Raw genomic sequence first — 22,377 nt, forward strand, 5'->3', positions numbered from 1 at the left:
CTGGACCTCGGCCGCCGTGTAGTAGGCCACCAGGCGCTTGTCGCCCGCGACGTCCTCACGGGCCACCACCACCGCCTCCTGCACCGCCGGGAAGGCGGTCAGGCGCGCCTGGATCTCGCCCAGCTCGATACGCAGGCCGCGGATCTTCACCTGGTCGTCGTTACGCCCCAGGTACTCGATGTTGCCGTCCGCCAGGTAGCGGCCGACATCGCCCGTGCGGTACATCCGGGCCTCCGGCGTCGCGCTGAACGGATCGTCGAGGAAACGTTCCGCAGTCAGCTCGGGACGATTGAGGTAACCGCGTGCCACCTGCACCCCGCCGATGTACAGCTCACCGACCACACCCAGCGGTACCGGCTGCATCTGAGCGTCGAGCAGGTACATCCGGGTGTTGGCGATCGGTTTGCCGATCGGCGTGTTGTCCGGGGTCTGCTCGATCGGGCCGGCACAGTTCCAGGCCGTCACGTCCACCGCGGCCTCGGTCGGGCCATAGAGGTTGTGCAACCCGGCATGCGGCAACTGCGCCTTGAACCGCCGCACCACGCTGCCCGGCAAGGCCTCACCGCTGCACATCACCCGCTGGACGCTGGCACAACGGCTGACATCGCCATGGGCCAGGAAGAGGTCGAGCATCGACGGTACGAAGTGCAAGGTGGTGATCTGTTCGGCCTTGATCACCTCGCCCAGGTAGATCGGGTCCTTGTGCCCTTCCGGACGCGCCATCACCAGCCGTGCACCGGTGAACAGCGGCCAGAAGAACTCCCAGACCGACACGTCGAAGCTGAACGGGGTTTTCTGCAGCACCGCATCATCCGCAGTCAGGCCGTACTCGTCCTGCATCCACAGCAGGCGGTTGACCACCGCCGCGTGTTCGTTGATCACGCCCTTGGGCTGGCCGGTGGAACCGGAGGTGTAGATCACGTAGGCGCTGTGCCGTGGGGTCAGGCCGGGTACCTGTGGATTGTCCGCCGAGCGGTCCTGCCAGGTGTTGCAGTCCAGATCGATCACCGGTGCCGTCACCTCACCCAGCAGGTCGCGGGTGCGGCCCTGCACCAGCACCGCCAGCGGCGCGCTGTCAGCGAGCATGTAGGCGATCCGCTCGGCCGGATAGGCCGGGTCCAGCGGCACGTAGGCGCCACCGGCCTTGAGGATCGCCAGCAGGCCGACGACCATGCCCAGGCCGCGTTCGACGCAGATCGCCACCCGGCTGTCCGGCCCCACACCCCGCTCGCGCAGGTAGTGGGCCAACTGGTTGGCGCGGCGATTCAGTTCGCCGTAGCCCAGGCGCTGCTCGCCGGCGGCCACCGCCTGCGCCTGCGGCGCACGTTCGGCCTGGGCCTCGAACAGGCCATGGAGGGTCCGCTCGAGGTCGTAGGCGACCTCGGTGGCATTGAACGCCTCCAGCACCTGCCGACGCTCGCGGTCAGTCAGCACCGGCAGGCGGTTGAGCGCCCGCCGCGGCGCCTGCTCCAGCGCCTCGACCAGCCCTTCCAGGGCCGCCAGCATGAAGTCACAGACGCGCTGCGCACCGATGCGGGTCGGCGTCATCGCGGTCATGCTGAAGCCTTCACCCAGGTCGTCGACGTTCAGGCTCAGCGGATAATTGGTGCGCTCCTCGCTGGCCAGGGTCTCGATGCCCCTCCAGGCACCTGGGGTGGCCTTGTCGAAGAGACCGGCATCACTGTGGCGATAGTTGAGCATCGCGCTGAACAGCGGCAGCGACGCGGCCACGCCACTGCAGCGCTGGGCCAGGGCCAGCGAGGCGTGCTCGTGGCCGAGCAGCGCGGTCAGGCGGCCGTGGATCGCCTTGACCCCGGCGCGCGCCGGCGTGTCGTCGATATCGACCCGCAACGGCAGGCTGTTGATGAACATGCCCAACGCCCGGTCGGCACCGTCGCCGCCCTGCATGCGCCCCAGCAGCACCGTGCCGAACACCACCGTCTGCCGGCCGGAAGCGGCCGCCAGCACCCGGGCCCAGGCCAGGTGGAACAGGCTCGCGGCGCTGACCCCGAGCAGCCGTGCCTGCTGGCGCAGCCGAATGGCAAGCTCCAGTGGCAGGCGCTGCCAGGCTTCCTCGATGTCGTGCCCGTCGCCCTGCACGTCCTGCAGGCCGAATGGCAGGGTCGGCTCATCGATATCGCCAAGCATCTCGCGGAAGAACGCTTCGTGCTCCTGTTCGCTGACGCCCAGGCGCGCCTGGGCTACGTAGTTGCGGTACGGCACCGGCGCGCCGAGTGCATCGGCACGGCCTTCGATGAAGGCACGCATTTCGTGGCCCACCACTTCCATCGCAGTGTGGTCGACGGCCAGGTGATGGAACAGCAGGATCGCGACGATCCGCTGGCCGACCGGGTCGTGGGCATGCACCAGCTCCACCAGGGGTGCCTGGCGGATATCCAGGCGGTAGTGCCGGGCATCGAAGCGCCGGTGCAACTGCGCCAGGACATCGCCATCAGCGGCCTGCAGCGCGACCTCCCGGATCCGCAGCGGCGCCTGCCGGCGCACCACCTGCAGCGGCCGTTCCAGCCCTTCCCAGTGCACGCTGGTGCGCAGGATGTCGTGGCGGTCGATCACCTGCTGCAGGGCGCCGGTAAAGGCCTGCAGGTCCGCCAGGCTGTCAAAGGCCATCTGCGACTGCAGCAGGTACGGGTCGCCCTGCCCGGCACTCATGTGGTGATAGAGGATGCCTTCCTGCAGCGGTGCCAGCGGGTAGATGTCCTGCACGTTGGCCGCGCCACCGGGGATGGCGGCGACGAGACGATCGATGCTCGACTGGTCCAGCTCGATCAGCGACAGCAGATCCGGGGTGATGTGCCGGCAAGCGGCGGGAATGCGGTTTTCCGGTACCTCGACTTCGCGACCGCTGCCGATGGCTGCGGCCAGCGCCGCCAGGGTCGGCTGGTTGAACAGCACCCGCACATCGCTGTCGAGACCGACCTGGCGCATGCGCTCGATCAGCGTCACCGCCAGCAGCGAATGGCCGCCCAGCTCGAAGAAGTGGTCGTGGCGACCCACCCGCTCGACCTTGAGCACCTCGGCCCAGATCTGCGCCAGGGCGATCTCGACGGCCCCTTGCGGGGCCTCGAACGCGCGGCTCAACAGGGCCGCCTGGTCCGGCGCCGGCAGTGCCCGGCGATCGAGCTTGCCGTTGGCGGTCAGCGGCAGCGCATCGAGCTGCACATAGGCCGACGGCACCATGTAGTCCGGCAGGTGATCGTGCAGGTAGTCGCTCAACGTTTCGATCGACAGACTTTCATCGGCGCTGAACCAGGCCACCAGACGTCCGTCACGGACCAGCACCACGGCGTCCCTGACCGACGCATGACCGCTCAAGGCCGCCTCGATCTCGCCCGGTTCGATGCGCACCCCGCGGATTTTCAGCTGGTCGTCGTTACGGCCGAGGTAATCGAGATTGCCATCGGCCAGCCACCGCGCCTGGTCGCCGGTACGGTAGAGGCGCGCCTGCGGATCGGCACTGAACGGATCGCGGATGAAACGTTCGGCGGTCAGATCAGGACGGTTGAGATAACCCCGCGCCACGCCGGCCCCGCCGATATACAACTCGCCCGCCACGCCGACCGGCACCGGTTGCAGCTGTTCGTCCAGCAGGTAGACCCGGGTATTGGCGATCGGCTTGCCGATATGCAGCACCTGCCCGGCTTCCATCAGGCCGGAGGTCGCCACCACCGTGGCTTCGGTCGGGCCGTAGTTGTTGATCACCGCGAAGCGCTGCGCCTGGCTGAACTGGCGCAGGCGGTCGCCACCGATCAGCAGGGTACGCAGGGTCGGATGTTCGAGTTGCCGGCTGAAGGCATGTTCGGCCACCGGGGTGGACAGGAAACTCACCTGCAACGGTTGCTGCAACCACCAGCCGAGCAGGCGATCGATGTCCTGGTGATCGATCTGCGCCGGTGGCAGGTGCAGGGTCGCGCCGACGCACAGCGTCGACCAGACTTCCCAGGCCATGGCGTCGAAACCGAAACCGGCGACGCTGGAGGCATGGCCGCCGGGCTGCAGGTCGAAGGCCGTGCGATGCCAGTGCACCAGGTTCTCCACGGTACGGTGCTCGACCATCACCCCTTTCGGCAGACCGGTGGAACCGGAGGTGTAGATCACATAGGCCAGGTGCGCCGGCGTCAGCGCGCCCGGCACGGGATTGTCGACGGACTGCTCCTGCCAGGTGACCCGGTCCAGTTCCAGCACCGGCACCTGCAGGCCCGGCAACCGTCCACGCCACTCGCTCTGGGTCAGCAGCACCGCCGGTGCGCTGTCTTCGAGCAGGTAACGCTGGCGCTCATCCGGCAGGGCCGGATCGACCGGCACATAACCGGCCCCGGCCTTGAGAATCGCCAACAGGCCCACCAGCATCTGCGGGCCACGACGGACCGAGATCGCCACCCGATCATCCGGCTGCACGCCCAGCGTGCGCAGATGGTGGGCCAACCGGTTGGCCTGGCGATTGAGCTCGCGGTAGCTGAGCGTCGCGTCGCCCTGCACCACCGCCAGCGCCTCTGGCCGACGCTCGGCCTCGGCCTCGAACAGACCATGGACGGTCTGGCCCTGCGGGAAACCGGCGGCACTGGCATTGAAGCCCACCAGCAGTTGCCGGCGCTCTGCCGCCGGCAGGATCGCCAGACGGTTCAGGGCAAGCGCGCCCCCCTGCTCCAGTGCCTCGGCCAACTGCTCCAGGGCACCCTGCATGTACCCGGCCACGCGCCGCGCGCCGACCGAAGTCGCCGCCAGCACCCGCAGCCGGAAGTCGAGACCGAGGTCATCGACACTCAGGGTCAGCGGATAGTTGGTGCGCTCCTCGCCGCCCAGCAGGTGAATACCCTGCCAGACATCCCCGGCCTCTGCCGGCAACGCGTCGTGGGCGCTATGGCGGTAGTTGAGCAGGGCACTGAATAGCGGCAGCGCAGGCTCCACCGCGCTGCAGCGCTGGGCCAGGGCCAGCGAGGCATGCTCATGGCCCAGCAGTGCGGTCAGGCGCTCGTGGGTGGCCTTGACCCCTTCACGTACCGCCGTACCGTCCACCTCGACCCGCAGCGGCAGGGTATTGATGAACATCCCCAGGGCCCGGTCGGCCCCCTCGCCGCCCTGCATGCGACCCATCAGCACCGTGCCGAACACCACCCGGTCCTTGCCGGCGGTGACGCCCAGCACGCGCGCCCAGGCCAGGTGCATCAGGCTCGCCGCACTGACCCCGAGCAGGCGGGCCTGCTCACGCAGCCGGCGGCTCAGGGCCTCGGCCAGCATCAGCGGTGCTTCCTCGATGTCCCGGCCATCGCCCTGCACGTCCTGCAGGCCGAACGGCAGGGTCGGCTCGTCGATATCGCCCAGCATGTCGCGGAAGAACGCCTCGTGCTCCTGCTCGCTGCCCCCCAGGCGCGCCTGGGCCACATAGTTGCGATACGGCACCGGCGCGGCCAGGCCCTCGCCGCCGCGCTGCAACAGCGCATGCATTTCCTCGACTACCACCGCCATGGCGGTATGGTCCAGTGCCAGGTGGTGGAACATCAGGATCGCGACGATGCGCCGGTTCAGCGGATCGTTGGCATACACCAGTTGCAGCAGCGGCGCCTGACGGATATCCAGGCGGTAGCGGCGGGTCTCGAAGCGCTGCTGCAACTGCTCCAGCACGTCCCCGGCCGCCGGGTCGAGCAGCAGCTCCTGCACCGGCAGTTTGGCCTGCCGGCGCACCAGTTGCAACGGCCGCTCCAGGCCGTCCCAGTGCACGCTGGTACGCAGAATGTCGTGGCGGTCGACCACCTGCTGCAAGGCCTCGATCACCGCCTGCAGATGCACCCGGCTGTCGAAGGCCATCTGCGATTGCAGCAGGTACGGATCGCCCTGTCCGGCACTCATGTGGTGATAGAGAATGCCTTCCTGCAACGGCGCCAGCGGGTAGATGTCCTGCACGTTGGCCGCCCCGCCGGGTACCGTGGCGACGAGACGATCGATGCTCGCCTGGTCCAGTTCCACCAGGGGCAGCAGTTGCGGGGTGATGTGCTGGCAACCGACCTCGATCAGGTTGCGCGGTACCTCGATCTCGCGACCGCTGCCGATGGCGGCGGCCAGGGCCGCCAGGGTCGGCTGGCTGAACAGCACCCGCACGTCGGCACTGAGGCCGGCCTGGCGCATGCGCTCGATCAGCGTCACCGCCAGCAGCGAGTGGCCGCCCAGTTCGAAGAAGTGGTCGTGGCGACCCACCTGTTCGACCTTGAGCACCTCGGCCCAGATCCGCGCCAGGGCGGTTTCCACCTCCCCTTGCGGGGCTTCGAACGCCCGACTCGACAGCGCGGCCTGGTCCGGTGCCGGCAGCGCCCGGCGGTCGAGCTTGCCGTTGGCGGTCAGCGGCAAGGCGTCGAGCTGCACGTAGGCCGAAGGCACCATGTAGTCCGGCAACTGTGCCTGCAGGTGATTGCGCAGCGCTTCGACATCCGGCGCCGCGCCGGCCACGGCAGCGGTGAACCAGGCCACCAGGCGCTTGTCGCCCGGCGCGAGTTCACGCACCAGCACCGCCACATCGCGCACCTGCGGATGGCGGCCCAGGCGGGTCTCGATCTCGCCCAGCTCGATGCGGAAACCACGCAGCTTGACCTGATTGTCGTTACGGCCCAGATACTCCAGGTTGCCGTCGGCACGCCAGCGCACCAGGTCGCCGCTGCGGTACATCAGGCCCTGGGAACTGGGGCTGAACGGATCGACGAGGAACTTCTCGGCGCTCAGTTGCGGCTGGTTCAGGTAGCCCAGGGCAACCCCGAGGCCACCGATGTACAACTCACCGACCACGCCGACCGGCACCGGCTGCTGGCGGGCGTCGAGCACATAGGCGCGTGTGTTGCCGATGGGCCGGCCGATCGGAATGCTGCCGCCCTCGACTGCGGTGATTTCGAAGGTGGTCGAGAAGGTGGTGGCTTCGGTCGGTCCGTAACCGTTGAGCAGATGCTGTGGCGCACCGTCGCGCAGCACCCGCTCGACCACCGCGGGGTCGAGCACATCGCCACCGACGATCAGGTAGCGCAGGCCGCGCAAGGCCGCCAGCAGGCCATCGGCATGCTGGTGGAACAGGCCGGCGGTCATCCACAGCACACTGATCCGCTGCTCGCGCAGCAGGTTCGCCAGGGCCTCGCGGGACAGCAGCACGTCCTGTTCGACCACCACCGCACAGCCGCCGTTGAGCAGTGGCGCCCAGACTTCCAGGGTGCTGGCGTCGAACGCCGGGTTGGAGGCGAAGGCCACCCGGTCCTGCTCATTGAACTCGGCATAGCCGTTGTTGAGCACCAGCCGGCTGACCGCCCGATGGGGCACCAGGACCCCCTTGGGCGTACCGGTGGAGCCGGAGGTGTACATGATGTAGGCCGCCGACTCGCTCGACTGCCGCAAGCGTGGGTCATGGTCCGGCTGGCCGTCGAGATCGAGCTGGTCGAGATCGACACGCCGGACCGGATAGCCGAGCGTCTCGCTGCTGCGGGTCAGCAACAGCAGCGCCTGGCTATCCTCGATCATGAAGGCCTGGCGCTCGGCCGGTGCGTTGATGTCCAGCGGCACATAGACCGCCGCACACTTGCTGATCGCCAGTTGGCTGACCAGCAGGTCCGCCGAGCGCTCCAGCAGGATCGCCAGATGATGGCCGGGCCTCACGCCCAGGCCGATCAGATGATGGGCCAGGCGGTTGGCACGACGGTTGAGTTCGCCATAGTCGAGCACCTGCTCGCCATGGATGAGCGCCGTCGCGTGCGGACGGGCCTCGGCCCGTGCCTCGAACAGGCTGTGCAGGGTCTGCTCGACGGGATAGCGGCGTTCGGTGGCGTTGAAGCCGTGCAGCAGGTGCTCGCGCTCCTGCGGCGGCAGCATCGGCAGCGTCTGCAGCGGCGTCGTCGGCGCGTGCTCCAGGGCATCGACCAGATGCTGCAGGGTCGTGCGCAGGTAGCCGCCGATCCGTTCCAGACCGAGTTCGGCCGGAGCCTGGATCTTGAACGAGAAGTCCTCGCCCAGGTCATCGACGTTGAGCACCAGCGGATAGTTGCTGCGCTCGCGCGCCTGCAGCAGGCGGATGCCGTCCCAGGTCGCCGCCTGCTGCGCCGAAGTCTCGCCCGCGGCGCTATGACGGTAGTTGAACAGGCTGCTGAACAGCGGCAGCGAAGCCGGCACGCCGCTGCAACGCTGGGCCAGGGCCAGCGAGGCGTGCTCGTGGCCGAGCAGTTGCGACAGCCGCCCGTGAGTGGTGCGCAGGGCTTCGCGGACGCCGACGGAACCCACACTGACCCGCAACGGCAAGGTGTTGATGAACATCCCCAGCGCACGGTCGGCCCCTTCGCCGCCCTGCATCCGCCCCAGCAGTACGGTGCCGAATACTACCTCCTCGCGCCCCGACACCTGCCCCAGCACCCGGGCCCAGGCCAGGTGCAGCAGGCTGGCGGCACTCACGCCGAGCTGGCGGGCCTGCCCACGCAGGCGTCGGCTCAAGGCCGTGTCCAGGGGCACTGGCAGTTCCTCGATATCGCGGCCATCGCCAGCGACTTCCTGCAGGCCGAAGGCCAGGGTCGGCTCGTCGATATCGCCGAGCATCCCGCGGAAGAACGCCTCGTGCTGGGCCTCGCTGGTGCCCAGGCGGGTCTGCGCCACCTGGTTGCGGTAAGGCACCGGGGCTGCCAGTTGCGCCATCCGCCCTTCCAGGCTGGCGCTCATCTCGTGCACCAGCACGTCCAGAGCGGTGTGATCCAGCAGGATGTGGTGGAACAGCAGGATGCCGAACCAGCGGTCGGCCTGCTCGTCATGGGCATAGGCCAGGCGCAGCAGCGGCGCCTGGTTGAGGTCCAATCGGTAGTGGCGTGGATCGAAGCGCCGCTGCAGTTGCCCCAGGGCATCGCCGCCGTGCGGATCGCTGTCGATCCGTTCGAGCGCCAGAGGCGCCCGGCGCCAGACCACCTGCACCGGTTCGCCCAGGCCTTGCCAATGCACGCTGGTACGCAGGATGTCGTTGCGCTCGATCACCGCGTCGAGCGCGTGGACGAAGGCGTGCAACGGCTTCAGCCCGGCGAACTCGAACTGGGCCTGCATCACATAGGGGTCGCCGACACTCGTCGCCAGGTGGTGATAGAGAATGCCCGCCTGCAACGGCGCCAGGCCGTAGATATCCTGCACATTGGCCACGCCGCCGGGGATGCTTTCCACCAGACGGTCGATGGACGCCTGGTCGAGATCGGCCAGGGGCAGCAGGTCCGGTGTGATGCGCGGGCAATCGACGGCGATGCGGTTGGCCGGCACCTGCACCTCGACCTGACCACCCACGGCCGCCGCCAGGGCCGCCAGGGTCGGCTGGCCGAACAGCACCCGCACATCGGCCGCCAGGCCCTGCTGGCGCATGCGCTCGATCAGCTTGACCGCCAGCAGCGAATGCCCTCCCAGTTCGAAGAAGTTGTCGTGGCGCCCGACCTGCCCGACCCGGAGCACTTCGGCCCAGATGCGCGCCAGGGCGACTTCCACCTCGCCTTGCGGCGCCTGGTATTCGCGCACGACCAGGGCCGCCTGGTCCGGCGCCGGCAGCGCCTTGCGATCGAGCTTGCCGTTGGGGCTCAGCGGCAGCGCCGCCAGGTGCACGAACAGCGCCGGAACCATGTAGTCCGGCAGTTGCTCCAGCAGATGGGCCCGCAGCGCATCGATGTCCTGGACATCGGCCGCCGTGTAGTAGGCCACCAGGCGCTTGTCGCCCGCGACGTCCTCACGGGCCACCACCACTGCCTCCTGAATCGCCGGGAAAGCGCTCAGGCGCGCCTGGATCTCGCCCAGCTCGATACGCAGGCCGCGGATCTTCACCTGGTCGTCGTTACGCCCCAGGTATTCAATATTGCCGTCCGCCAGGTAGCGGCCGATGTCACCGGTGCGGTACATGCGGGCTTCGGCGGCCGGGCTGAACGGATCCTTCAGGAAGCGCTCGGCGGTCAGCTCGGGACGGTTCAGGTAACCGCGCGCCACCTGTACGCCACCGATGTACAACTCGCCCACCACGCCCATGGGCACCGGCTGCAGTTGCGCATCCAGCAGGTACATCCGGGTGTTGGCGATCGGCTTGCCGATCGGCGTGTTGTCCGGGGTCTGTGCGAGCGGTTCGCTGCACTCCCAGGCCGTCACGTCCACCGCGGCCTCGGTCGGGCCGTAGAGATTGTGCAACCCGGCGTGCGGCAACTGCGCCTTGAACCGGCGCACCACACTGCCCGGCAGCGCCTCGCCGCTGCAGATCACCCGCTTGACGCCACCGCACAGGGCGCTGTCGCCATGGGCGAGGAAGACGTCGAGCATCGACGGTACGAAATGCAGGGTGGTGATGCGCTCGGCCGCGATCACCTCACTGAGGTAGACCGGGTCCTTGTGCCCTTCCGGACGGGCCATCACCAGCCGTGCGCCGCTGAACAGCGTCCAGAAGAACTCCCACACCGACACGTCGAAGCTGAACGGGGTCTTCTGCAGCACCGCGTCGTCAGGGGTCAGGCCATACTTGTCCTGCATCCACAGCAGACGGTTGACCACCGCCGCGTGTTCGTTGATCACACCCTTGGGCTGGCCGGTGGAACCGGAGGTGTAGATCACGTAGGCACTGTGCCGTGGGCTGAGTCGTGGAACCTGCGGATTGCTGTCCGGCTGATGGGCCCAGACGTTGTTCTCCAGGTCGATCACCGGCACGGCCAGCTCGCCCAGCAAGCCGCGGGTACGGCCCTGTACCAACACGACGAGCGGCGTGCTGTCGGCCAGCATGTAGGCGATCCGTTCCTGCGGATAAGCCGGATCCAGTGGCACGTAGGCACCACCGGCCTTGAGGATCGCCAGCAGGCCGATGACCATGTCCAGGCCGCGTTCGACGCAGATCGCCACCCGCGCATCCGGCCCCACGCCCTGCTCGCGCAGGTGATGGGCCAGCTGGTTGGCGCGGCGGTTCAATTGGTCGTAGCTCAGCCACTGCTCGCCGGCCTGCACGGCCGGAGCCTGGGCTGCCTGTACGACCCGGGCCTCGAACAACCCGTGCAGGGTCTGTTCGAGATCGTAGTCGACCGCGGTGGCATTGAGCCCGTCGAGCAGTTGCGCACGCTCGGCCGCGCCCAGCACCGGCAGGCGCTCGACGGCCAACTGCGGCTCGAACTCCAGGGCCTGCACCAGCGCCTCCAGCGCCACCTGCATGTAGTCGCAGATCCGCTGCGCGCCCACTTCGGCCACCTGGGCGACCAGGCGGAAGGCATCGCCCAGATCGTCGACGTTCAGGCTCAGCGGGAAGTTGGTGCGCTCCTCGCTGGTCAGCACCTCGATGCCCTGCCAGGCCTGGCGGGTTTCGGCATCCGGCTCGCCCGCGCTGCCGTGGCGATAGTTGAGCATGGCACTGAACAGCGGCAGCGGCGCCGCCACCCCACTGCAACGCTGGGCCAGGGCCAGCGAGGCGTGCTCGTGACCGAGCAGCGCGGTGAGCCGGTCATGGGTCGCCTTGACTGCGTCGCGTACCGACGCGGCATCGATATCGACCCGCAGCGGCAAGGTATTGATGAACATCCCCAGGGCGCGGTCGCTGCCGGCACCGCCCTGCATGCGACCGAGCAGAACGGTACCGAACACCACCGACGAGCGGCCACTGGTGGCCGCCAGTACCCGGGCCCAGGCCAGATGGAACAGGCTCGCGGCGCTCACCCCCAGCAGCCGGGCCTGGGCCCGCAGGCGCAGATTCAGGTCGACCGGCAGCCGCTGGCTGGTCTCCTCGATGGCCCGGCCATCGCCCTGCACATCCAGCAGGCCGAATGGCAGGGTCGGCTCGTCGATATCGCCCAGTTGCTCGCGGAAGAAGGCTTCGTGCTCCTCCTCACTGACACCCAGGCGCGCCTGGGCCACGTAGTTGCGATAAGGCACCGCCGCGCCCAGCGGCTCGACCCGCCCCAGCAGGCCGGCCTGCATTTCCTCGCTGACCACCTCAAGGGCGGTATGGTCCAGCACCAGGTGATGGAACAGCAGCACCGCCACCGTGCGTTGATGCACAGCATCGTAGCCGTGCACCAGGCGGATCAGCGGCGCCTGGTTCAGATCCAGGCGATAGTGGCGGGCGTCGAAACGCGCCTGCAACTGCTCCAGCGCATCGCCGGCCGCCGGCTCCAGGGCCACCTCCTCGACCACCAGCCCGGCCTTGCGCCAGACCACCTGCACCGGCTGGTCCAGGCCCTCCCAGAGCATGCCGGTACGCAGGATATCGTGGCGATCGATGACCTGTTGCAGGGCGGCGGCAAAGGCCTGCAGGCGCTGCGGATCGTCGAAGGCCATCTGCGATTGCAGCAGGTACGGGTCGCCCTGCTCCGCACTCAGGTGGTGATAGAGAATGCCTTCCTGCAGCGGTGCCAGCGGGTAGATGTCCTGCACGTTGGCCGCGCCACCGGGCACGCTGGCGACGATGCGGTCGATGCTCGCCTGGTCCAGTTCGATCAACGGCAGCAGGTCCGGCGTAATCTGCCGGCAATCGGCTGGAATGCGGTTTTCCGGTACCGTCACCGCCCGCCCGCTGCCCACCGCCGCGGCCAGCGCCGCCAGGCTCGGCTGGCTGAACAGCACGCGAATGTCGGCACTCAGGCCGGCCTGGCGCATGCGCTCGATCAGCGTCACCGCCAGCAGCGAATGGCCGCCCAGTTCGAAGAAGTGATCGTGGCGTCCCACCCGCTCGACCTTGAGCAGGTCGGCCCAGATCCGGGCCAGGCGGGTCTCGACCTCGCCCACCGGGGCCACGTATTCGCGGCTGGACAGCGCGCCCTGGTCCGGTGCCGGCAACGCCTTGCGATCCGGCTTGCCGTTGGGGCTCAGGGGCAGTGCCGGCAGGTGCACGAACAGCGTCGGCAGCATGTATTCCGGCAGGTAGCCCAGCAGGTGGGCCCGCAGGTCGTCGACCGCCTGCGCCTCGCTCGCGGTGTAGTAGGCGACCAGACGCGGGTCGCCCGGCAGGTCCTCGCGGACCATCGCCACCGCAGCTGTCAACGCCGGGTGCTCGGCCAGCCGCGCCTGCACCTCGCCCAGTTCGATACGCAGGCCGCGCAGCTTGACCTGGTCGTCGTTGCGGCCGAGGAATTCGAGGTTGCCGTCGAGGCGGTAGCGCACCAGGTCGCCGGTGCGATACAGGCGCTCGCCGGCCACGAACGGGCTGTCGATGAAGCGCTCGGCACTGAGTTCGGCCAGGCCGATGTAGCCGCGGGCCACCCCGACGCCGCCGATGTGCAGTTGGCCGCTGACCCCCAGCGGTACCGGCTGATCCCGGGCGTCCAGGACATAAAGGCGGGTGTTGTCGATCGGCCGGCCGATCGGCAGTTGTGAATCCGGGACCGCTGCGTCCGGCTCCAAGGTCCACACGGTACTGTCCACCGTGGCCTCGGTCGGCCCGTAGACGTTGTGCAAGCGCACCCAGGGCAGGCGTGCGCGCACCGCCTGGGCCAGCGCCGAGGTCAGCTCGCCGCCGCCACAGAACACGTCGGTCAGGCTGTGGCACTGGCCGGCCGCTTCCACGTCAAGGAACTGCTGCAGCATCGCCGGAACGAACTGGATCACGCTGACCTGTTGCTCACGCACCAACTGCGCCAGGTAGGCCGGGTCGCGATGCCCCTCGGGGCGTGCCAGTACCAGGCGCAGGCCGGCGCTGAGCGGCCAGAACAGCTCCCATACCGAGGCGTCGAAGCTGAAGGGCGTCTTGTGCAGCAGCGCGCCCTGCGCATCCTTGCCATGCAGTCGGGAACTCCACTGCACCAGGTTGCACAGACCACGATGTTCCACCGCCACCCCTTTGGGGGTACCGGTGGAACCGGAGGTGTAGATCACGTAGGCCAGGTCCGAGGCCTGCACCGGCGCCAGGTTGGCCTCGGCGCGATCAGCCCAGACATTGCGGTCGAGGTTGATCAGCGGTACCGCAACGCTGCCCAGGCGCGCGAGGGTGACGTCCTGCGCCAGCACCACCCGCGGCGCGCTGTCCTTGAGCATGTAGGCGATCCGCTCCTGCGGATAGCCCGGGTCCAGCGGCACATAGGCACCGCCGGCCTTGAGGATCGCCAGCAACCCGACCAGCATCTCCACGCCGCGCTCGACGCAGATCGCCACCCGCTCATCCGGCCCCACCCCCTGCTCGCGCAGGTAATGGGCCAGACGGTTGGCGCGTCGGTTCAGTTCCCGATAGCTCAGTGACTGACCGTCCGCCACCAGGGCCAGCGCCTCTGGCGCGCGCTCGACACGGGCCTCGAACAAGCCATGGATCGACGGGTCGAGAGCGTGGTCGACCGCGCTGGCATTGAGCCCGGACACCAGTTGCTCGCGCTCCCCGGCCGGCAGCACCGGCAGGCGGTTCACCGCCGTACCGGGCTGTTGCTCCAGGGCCTCGACCAGCGACTCCAGGGCCGTCTCCATCAGCTCGCAGATGCGTTGCGCGCCCACCGAGGCCAGGGTCAGGGCGATCAGCCGGAAGCCTTCGCCCAGGTCGTTGACACTCAGGCTCAGCGCATAGTTGGTCCGGCCATCACTGGCCAGGGTCTCGATCCCCGGCCAGGCGGCCTGCTCCTCGTCGCGGCTCTGGCGGTAGTTGAGCATGGCACTGAACAACGGCGCCGGCGCCGCCACGGCACTGCAACGCTGGGCCAGCGCCAGCGAGGCGTGTTCATGTCCCATCAGCCCGGTGAGCCGGGCGTGGGTGGCCATGACCGCGGCCCTGGCCGGGGTGGCGTCGATGTCCACCCGCAATGGCAGGGTATTGATGAACATCCCCAGCGCCCGGTCGGCGCCCTGCCCCCCCTGCATCCGGCCCAGCAGCACCGTGCCGAACACCACCTGCTCGCGACCGGAAGTGGCCGCCAGCACCTGGCCCCAGGCCAGGTGGAACAGGCTCGCCGCCGTGACCCCGAGCGCCCGGGCACGAGCGCGCAGGCGACGGCTCAGCCCCTCCGGCAACGGCCGGGCGACCTCCTCGATATCACGGCCATCGTTCTGCACGTCCTGCAGGCCGAAGGGCAAGGTCGGTTCGTCGATGCTACCCAGCATCTCGCGGAAGAATGCCTCGTGCTCCGCCTCGCTGACACCCAGGCGCGCCTGGGCCACATGGTTGCGATACGGCACCGGTTCGCTCAGCACGGCCTCCTGGCCGAGCAGGCCGGCCCGCATTTCCTGGAGCACCACCTTGAGCGCGGTGTGGTCCAGCACCAGGTGATGGAACAGCAACGCCGCGACGGTGCGCTGGCGCCGTGCATCGTAAGCATGCACCAGGCGGATCAGCGGTGCCCGGCTCAGGTCCAGACGGTAGTGGCGCGAATCGAAACGGCTGTGCAACTGCTCCAGCACATCGCCGTCGGCCGGCTCCAGCGACAACGCCTGGACCGCCAGTTCGGCCCGGCGCCAGACCACCTGCACCGGCTGCTCCAGGCCTTCCCAGAGGAAACCGGTACGCAGGATGTCGTGGCGGTCGATGACCTGCTGCAAGGCGCCGGCGAAGGCCTGTAGGCGTTGCGGGCTGTCGAAGGCCAGCCGCGACTGCAACACGTAGGGGTCGCCCTGCCCGGCACTGAGATGGTGATAGAGGATGCCTTCCTGCAACGGCGTCAGCGGGTAGATATCCTGCACGTTGGCCGCGCCGCCCGGCACGCTGGCCACGATCCGGTCGATGGCCGCCTGGTCCAGTTCGACCAGCGGCAGCAGCTCGGGCGTGATGCGCTGGCAATCGGCGGCAATACGATTTTCCGGTACCTGCAGCTCGCGGCCATGGCCAATCGCCGCGGCGAGGCCGGCCAGGGTCGGCTGACTGAACAGCGCACGCACGTCGGCGTTGAGGCCGGCCTGGCGCATGCGTTCGATCAGCGTCACCGCCAGCAGCGAGTGCCCGCCCAGTTCAAAGAAGTGATCGTGCCGCCCCACCTGCCCGACCTGCAGCAGCTCGGCCCAGATCTGCGCCAGGGTGGTTTCCACCGCCCCCTGCGGCGCCTCGTAGCCACGGCTGAGCAAGGCGCTCTGGTCCGGCGCCGGCAGCGCCTTGCGGTCGAGCTTGCCATTGGCGGTCAGCGGCAGCGCCTCGAGCTGCACATAGGCCGAGGGCACCATGTAATCCGGCAACTGCTCCTGCAGGTAATCGCGCAGCGCTTCGGGATCGGGCGTTTGAGCCGCCCCCTCGGCGCTGAACCAGGCCACCAGGCGCTTGTCACCGGGGGCGACCTCACGCACCAGCACGGCCACGTCGCGGACCTGCGGATGGCGTCCCAGGCGGGTCTCGATCTCGCCCAGCTCGATACGGAAGCCGCGGATCTTCACCTGGTTGTCGTTGCGCCCCAGATACTCCAGATTGCCGTCGGCACGCCAGCGCACCAGGTCGCCGGTCCGGTACATCGAACCGCCGGCGAATGGATCGGCCATGAATGTTTCGGCGCTCAGCTCAGGCTGGTTCAGATAGCCCCTGGCAACCCCTGCGCCAGCCACGTACAGCTCACCCACCGCACCCACCGGCACCGGCTGCTGCCGGGCATCGAGCACATAGGCCCGGCTGTTGCCGATGGGCCGGCCGATCGGAATGCTGCCACCCTCGACCGTGGTGATCTCGTAGGTGGTGGAGAACGTGGTCGCTTCGGTCGGACCGTAGCCGTTGAGCAGGTGTTGTGGCGCGCCGTCACGCAGCACCCGTTCGATCACTGCCGGGTCGAGCACGTCGCCCCCGACGATCAGGTAGCGCAGGGCCCGGAAACTTTCCATCAGGCCATCGGCATACTGGTGGAACAGCCCGGCGGTCATCCACAGCACGCTGACCGCCTGCTCGCGCAGCAGGTTCGCCAGGGCGTCGCGGGACAGCAGCACATCCTGGTCGACCACCACCACGCAGCCGCCATTGAGCAGCGGCGCCCAGACTTCCAGGGTGCTGGCGTCGAACGCCGGGTTGGCGGCGAAGGCCACCCGGTCCCGCTCGTTGAACTCGGCATAACCGTTGTTCAGCACCAATCGCGCGACCGCCCGGTGCGGCACCAGTACGCCCTTGGGGGTACCGGTGGAGCCGGAGGTGTACATGATGTAGGCCAGCGCCTCGGCCGACTGCGGCAGATCCGGGTCATCGGTCGCCAGCGCCTCGACGGCCAGCCGGTCCAGCTCGATGCGTCGTACGCCGTGCTCGTCCGGCTGGTCGTGGGTGGTCAGCAGCCACGACGCCTGGCTGTCCTCGAGCATGAAACGCTGGCGCTCGAGCGGTGCGTTGATATCCAGCGGCACGTAGGCCGCGGCGCATTTGCTGATCGCCAGTTGGCTGACCAGCAGGTCCGCCGAGCGCTCCAGCAGGATCGCCAGGTGCTCGCCCGGTCGTACGCCGAGCCCCAGCAGATGATGGGCCAGGCGGTTGGCACGGCGGTTGAGTTCGCCATAGCCGAGCACCTGCTCGCCATGGACCACCGCCGGCGCATCCGGGTGGGCCGCGGCACGAATCTCGAACAGCCGGTGCAGGGTCTGCTCGCTCGGGTAGTCGCGTTGGCGGGCATTGAAGTCGAACAGGACCTGCTGCCGCTCCGCCGCCGGCAGGACCGACAGTTGGCCGAGGGCCTGTTCCGGAGCCTGTTCCAGTGCCAGCACCAGGTGTTCCAGCGCAGCGCACATGTAGTCGGCCATGCGCTGCGCCCCCACGGACAGCGCCGCCAGCACGCGCAGCTCGAAGCCGCTGCCGATGTCATCGACACTCAGGGTCAACGGGTAGTTGCTGCGCTCCTCGCCCCCCAGGGACTGGATGCCGTCCCAGAGCCCCTGGCCGGCTGCCGGGCGCTCATCGGCGGCGCTATGACGGTAGTTGAGCAGGGCGCTGAACAGCGGCAGCGACGCCTCCACCGCGCTGCAGCGCTGGGCCAGGGCCAGCGAGGCGTGTTCGTGGGCGAGCAAGGCGGTCAGCCGGGCATGGGTCGCCTTGACCCCGGCACGCACCGACGTGTCGCCGACCTCGACCCGTAGCGGCAGGGTGTTGATGAACATGCCCAGGGCGCGATCGGCGCCCTCGCCGCCCTGCAGGCGGCCCATCAGCACGGTGCCGAACACCACGCTGTCCTTGCCGGAAGTGGCCGCCAGCACCCGGGCCCAGGCCAGGTGCATCAGGCTCGCCACGCTGACCCCGAGCAGGCGTGCCTGCTCGCGCAGCCGGCGGTTCAGTTCGGCGTCGAGCGGCAGCAGGGCCGACTCGATCTCGCGCCCGTCGCCCTGCACGTCCTGCAGGCCGAATGGCAGGGTCGGCTCGTCGATATCGCCGAGCATGTCGCGGAAGAACGCTTCGTGCTCCTGTTCGCTGGCCCCCAGCAGGGCCTGGGCCACGTAGTTGCGATACGGCACCGCCGCGCCCAGGCGCTCGCCCTGCTCCAATAGCAGGCTGCGGATTTCCTGCACCACCACCGCCAGCGCGGTATGGTCCATGGCCAGGTGGTGGAACATCAGCACCGCGACGATCCGCTGCCGCGCCGGGTCCTGCGCATAGGCCAGTTGCATCAGCGGCGCCTGGCGGATGTCCAGGCGATAGGCACGGGCGTCGAAGCGTTGCAGCAGTTGCTCGAGCACCTCGCCACCAGCCGCGTCGAAACGCTCCTCCCGGACCGGCAGTTCGACCTCGCGCCAGACCACCTGCACCGGCTGCTCCAGGCCCTCCCAGAGCACGCTGGTGCGCAGGATATCGTGGCGCCGGACCACCTGCTGCAAGGCGGCGGCGAAGGTCTGCAGACGCTCCAGGCCGTCAAAGGCCAACTGCGCCTGCAACAGGTACGGATCGCCCTGTTCGGCGCTCATGTGGTGATAGAGGATGCCTTCCTGCAACGGCGCCAGCGGGTAGATATCCTGCACATTGGCCGCCCCACCGGGCACCGTCGCGACGATACGGTCGATGCTCGCCTGGTCCAGCTCGATCAGTGGCAACAGGTCCGGGGTAATGTGCCGGCAATCGGCGGGAATGCGATTTTCCGGCACCTCGACTTCGCGGCCGCTGCCGATGGCCGCGGCCAGCGCCGCGAGGGTCGGCTGGCTGAACAGCACCCGCACGTCGGTGCTCAAGCCCACCTGGCGCATGCGTTCGATCAGGATCACCGCCGACAGCGAGTGGCCGCCCAATTCGAAGAAATGGTCGTGGCGTCCGACCCGCTCGACCTTGAGCACTTCGGCCCAGATCCGCGCCAGGGCGGTTTCGACCTCCCCTTGCGGGGCCTCGAACGCCCGGTTCAGCAGCGCCTGCTGGTCCGGTGCCGGCAACGCCCGGCGATCGAGCTTGCCGTTGGCGGTCAGCGGCAGCGCGTCGAGCTGCACATAGGCCGAGGGGATCATGTAGTCCGGCAGGCGGCCCTGCAGGTAGATGTTCAGGGCTTCGATCGCCAGGGCTTCGCTGGCGGTGAACCAGGCCACCAGACGACCATCGCGGACCAGCACCACGGATTCGCCGATGACCTCATGGCTGTTCAGCGCCGCCTCGATTTCACCCGGCTCGATGCGCACCCCGCGGATCTTCAGTTGGTCGTCGTTACGTCCGAGGTAGTCGAGATTGCCATCGGCCAGCCAGCGGGCCTGGTCGCCGGTACGGTAGAGGCGCGCCTGCGGATCGGCGCTGAAGGGATCGCGGATGAAACGTTCGGCGGTCAGATCCGGACGGTTGAGATAACCCCGCGCCACCCCGACACCGCCGATGTACAACTCACCGGCCACGCCAATCGGTACCGGTTGTTGTCGCTCGTCCAGCAGGTAGACCTGGGCATTGGCGATCGGCCTGCCGATATGCAGCACCTGCCCGGCTTCCATCAGGCCGGAGGTCGCCACCACCGTGGCTTCGGTCGGACCGTAGTTGTTGATCACCGCGAAGCGCTGCGCCTGGCTGAACTGACGCAGGCGGTCGCCACCGATTAGCAGGGTGCGCAGGGTCGGGTGCTCAAGTCGTTGGGCGAAGACATGCTCGGCAATCGGCGTCGCCAGGAAGCACACGTCCAGTGGCTGGGCCTGCCACCAGGCCAGCAACCGGTCGATCTCCTGGTGTCCGATATCCTCCGGCGGCAGGTGCAGGGTCGCGCCGACGCACAGCGTCGACCAGACTTCCCAGGCCATGGCGTCGAAACCGAAACCGGCGACACTGGAGGCATGGCCACCGGGCTGCAGGTCGAAGGCCGTGCGGTGCCAGTGCACCAGGTTCTCCACGGTACGGTGCTCGACCATCACCCCTTTCGGCAGACCGGTGGAACCGGAGGTGTAGATCACATAGGCCAGGTGCGCGGGGGTCAACGCGCCCGGCGCCGGGTTGTCGACGGACTGCTCCTGCCAGGTGACCCGGTCCAGCTCCACGACCGGAATCGACAGTGCCGGCAGTTGCCCCCGCCCTTCACTGCGGGTCAGCAAGGCAACCGGTGCGCTGTCTTCGAGCAGGTAACGACGGCGCTCTAGCGGCAGGCTCGGATCGACCGGCACATAACCGGCCCCGGCCTTGAGGATCGCCAGCAGCCCGACCAGCAGTTGCGGGCCGCGCTGCAGGCTGATGGCAACGCGGTCATCCGGTTGCACACCCAGCGTACGCAGATGGTGAGCCAGTTGGTTGGCCTGGCGATTGAGCTCGCCGTAGCTCAGTGAAGTTTCGCCCTGCACCATGGCCACCGCCTCGGGCAAGCGCTCGACCTGGGCCTCGAACAGGCCATGCACGGTGTGCCCGCGCGGGAAGTCGACCGCGCTGCCGTTGAACGCCACCAGCACCTGCTCGCGCTCTGCCGCCGGCAGGATCGCCAGGCTGTTCAGCGCCGTATCCGGAGCCTGCTCCAGGGCCTGCTGCAGGGCCTGCAGCGCGTTGCGCATCATTTCGCAGAGCCGCTGCGCGCCTGCCGCTGCCACGACGTGAACGGTCAGGCGGAAGTCTTCGCCGAGGTCGTCGACACTCAGGCTCAACGGATAGTTGCTGCGCTCCCGGGCGCCCAGCACCTGCACGCCCTCGGCGACGTCGATCACCTCGGCGGCATCGCCCGCGGCGCTGTGGCGATAGTTGAGCATGGCGCTGAACAGCGGCGTCGGCGCGCTCACGCCGCTGCAACGCTGGGCCAGGGCCAGGGACGCCTGCTCGTGGTCGAGCAGCGCGGTCAGGCGCTCATGGGTGGCGAGCACCCCGGCTCGCACGCCCTGCCCGTCCACGTCGATCCGCAGCGGCAGGGTGTTGATGAACATGCCCAGGGCCCGTTCGGCGCCCTCGCCGGCATCCATCCGGCCGAGCAGCACGGTCCCGAAAACCACCGCCTCGCGACCGGACAGGCTGCCCAGCACCCGCGCCCAGGCCAGGTGCATCAGGCTCGCCGCGCTGACCCCGAGCTGCCGTGCCTGGTTGCGCAGGCGCAGGCTCAGGCCGGGCTCCAGGGTCAACCGGCCCTCCTCGGTGCCGATGCCATCATCCGCGACTTCGCGCAGCCCGAAGGGCAAGGTCGGCTCGTCGATGTCACCCAGCATGTGGCGGAAAAAGCTTTCGTGCGCGGCTTCGTCGAGGCTCATCCGCGCGCGGGCCAGATAATCGCGGAACGCGACCGCCGGCGGCACCTGCCCGGCCTCCCCGCGCAGGCAGGCGGCGATCTCCTGGCGCACCACGTCCAGCCCGGTGTGGTCCATGACCATGTGATGGAACAGCAACAGCGCGACCACCCGCCGGTTGGCCTCATCCTCAGCGAACACCAGCCTCAGCAATGGCGCCTGGCGCAGGTCGAGGCGGTAGTCGCGGGCATCGTGGGCCTCGCGCAGACGGGCCAGCACATCGCCGTCCAGGGTCTGCGGCCGGTATTGCTCGCAGACCAGCGGCGCCTCGCGCCAGACCACCTGCAGCGGCTCGTCCAGGCTTTCCCAGGCGATCGAGGTGCGCAGGATATCGTGCCGGCCGATCACCCATTGCAGGGCCTCGGCGAAACGCTCCAGGCGCTCGCGGCTGTCGAAGGCGAACTGCGCCTGCAGCACGTAGGGGTCGCCCTGGGGGGCGGACAGATGGTGGTAGAGCATGCCGCTCTGCAGGGGCGCCAGCGGGTAGATGTCCTGCAGGTTCGCCGCGCCGCCGGGAACCGTGGCGACGATGCGGTCGATGGCCTCCTGGTCCAGGCTCACCAGCGGCAGCATGTCCGGGGTGATGCGAAAGGCCGGGCTCAGCCAGTCGCCATCATGTCGGGCCACCAGCTCCAGCAACTGGGCCTTGTAACGGCTCAACTGGTCCCACAGCGCATCGTCCAGCGCATCGTCGTTACCCAGGATCACCAGATCGTCATCTTCCCTTTGAAGACGGATCGCATGGGTGGAAATAACTGCCATCAATTCACTGAACTGCATAGTGAGACCTGCTTTAAATTCGGAAACGGTTGACGAGAAAGTCCATTTTCAAAGGCAACGTGTCAGCGGTACGGC

General features: G+C 68.5%; 1 protein-coding gene (running past one end of the window). It reads right to left on the reverse strand.

Annotated features, from left to right (window positions below; all coding sequences use genetic code 11):
* Nucleotides 1-22,302, reverse strand: the 5' portion of a protein-coding gene (locus ACMGT0_RS19575; protein WP_416769358.1) for a non-ribosomal peptide synthase/polyketide synthase. The gene continues 402 nt to the left of window position 1, outside the view; only the first 22,302 of its 22,704 coding nucleotides appear in the window; the start codon lies at nt 22,300-22,302; its stop codon lies off the left edge, out of view.
* Nucleotides 22,303-22,377: the final 75 nt, after the last annotated feature.

It is taken from the genome of Pseudomonas sp. RHF3.3-3 (assembly GCF_048069595.1).
Classification (GTDB): Bacteria; Pseudomonadota; Gammaproteobacteria; order Pseudomonadales; family Pseudomonadaceae; genus Aquipseudomonas; species Aquipseudomonas fuscovaginae_B.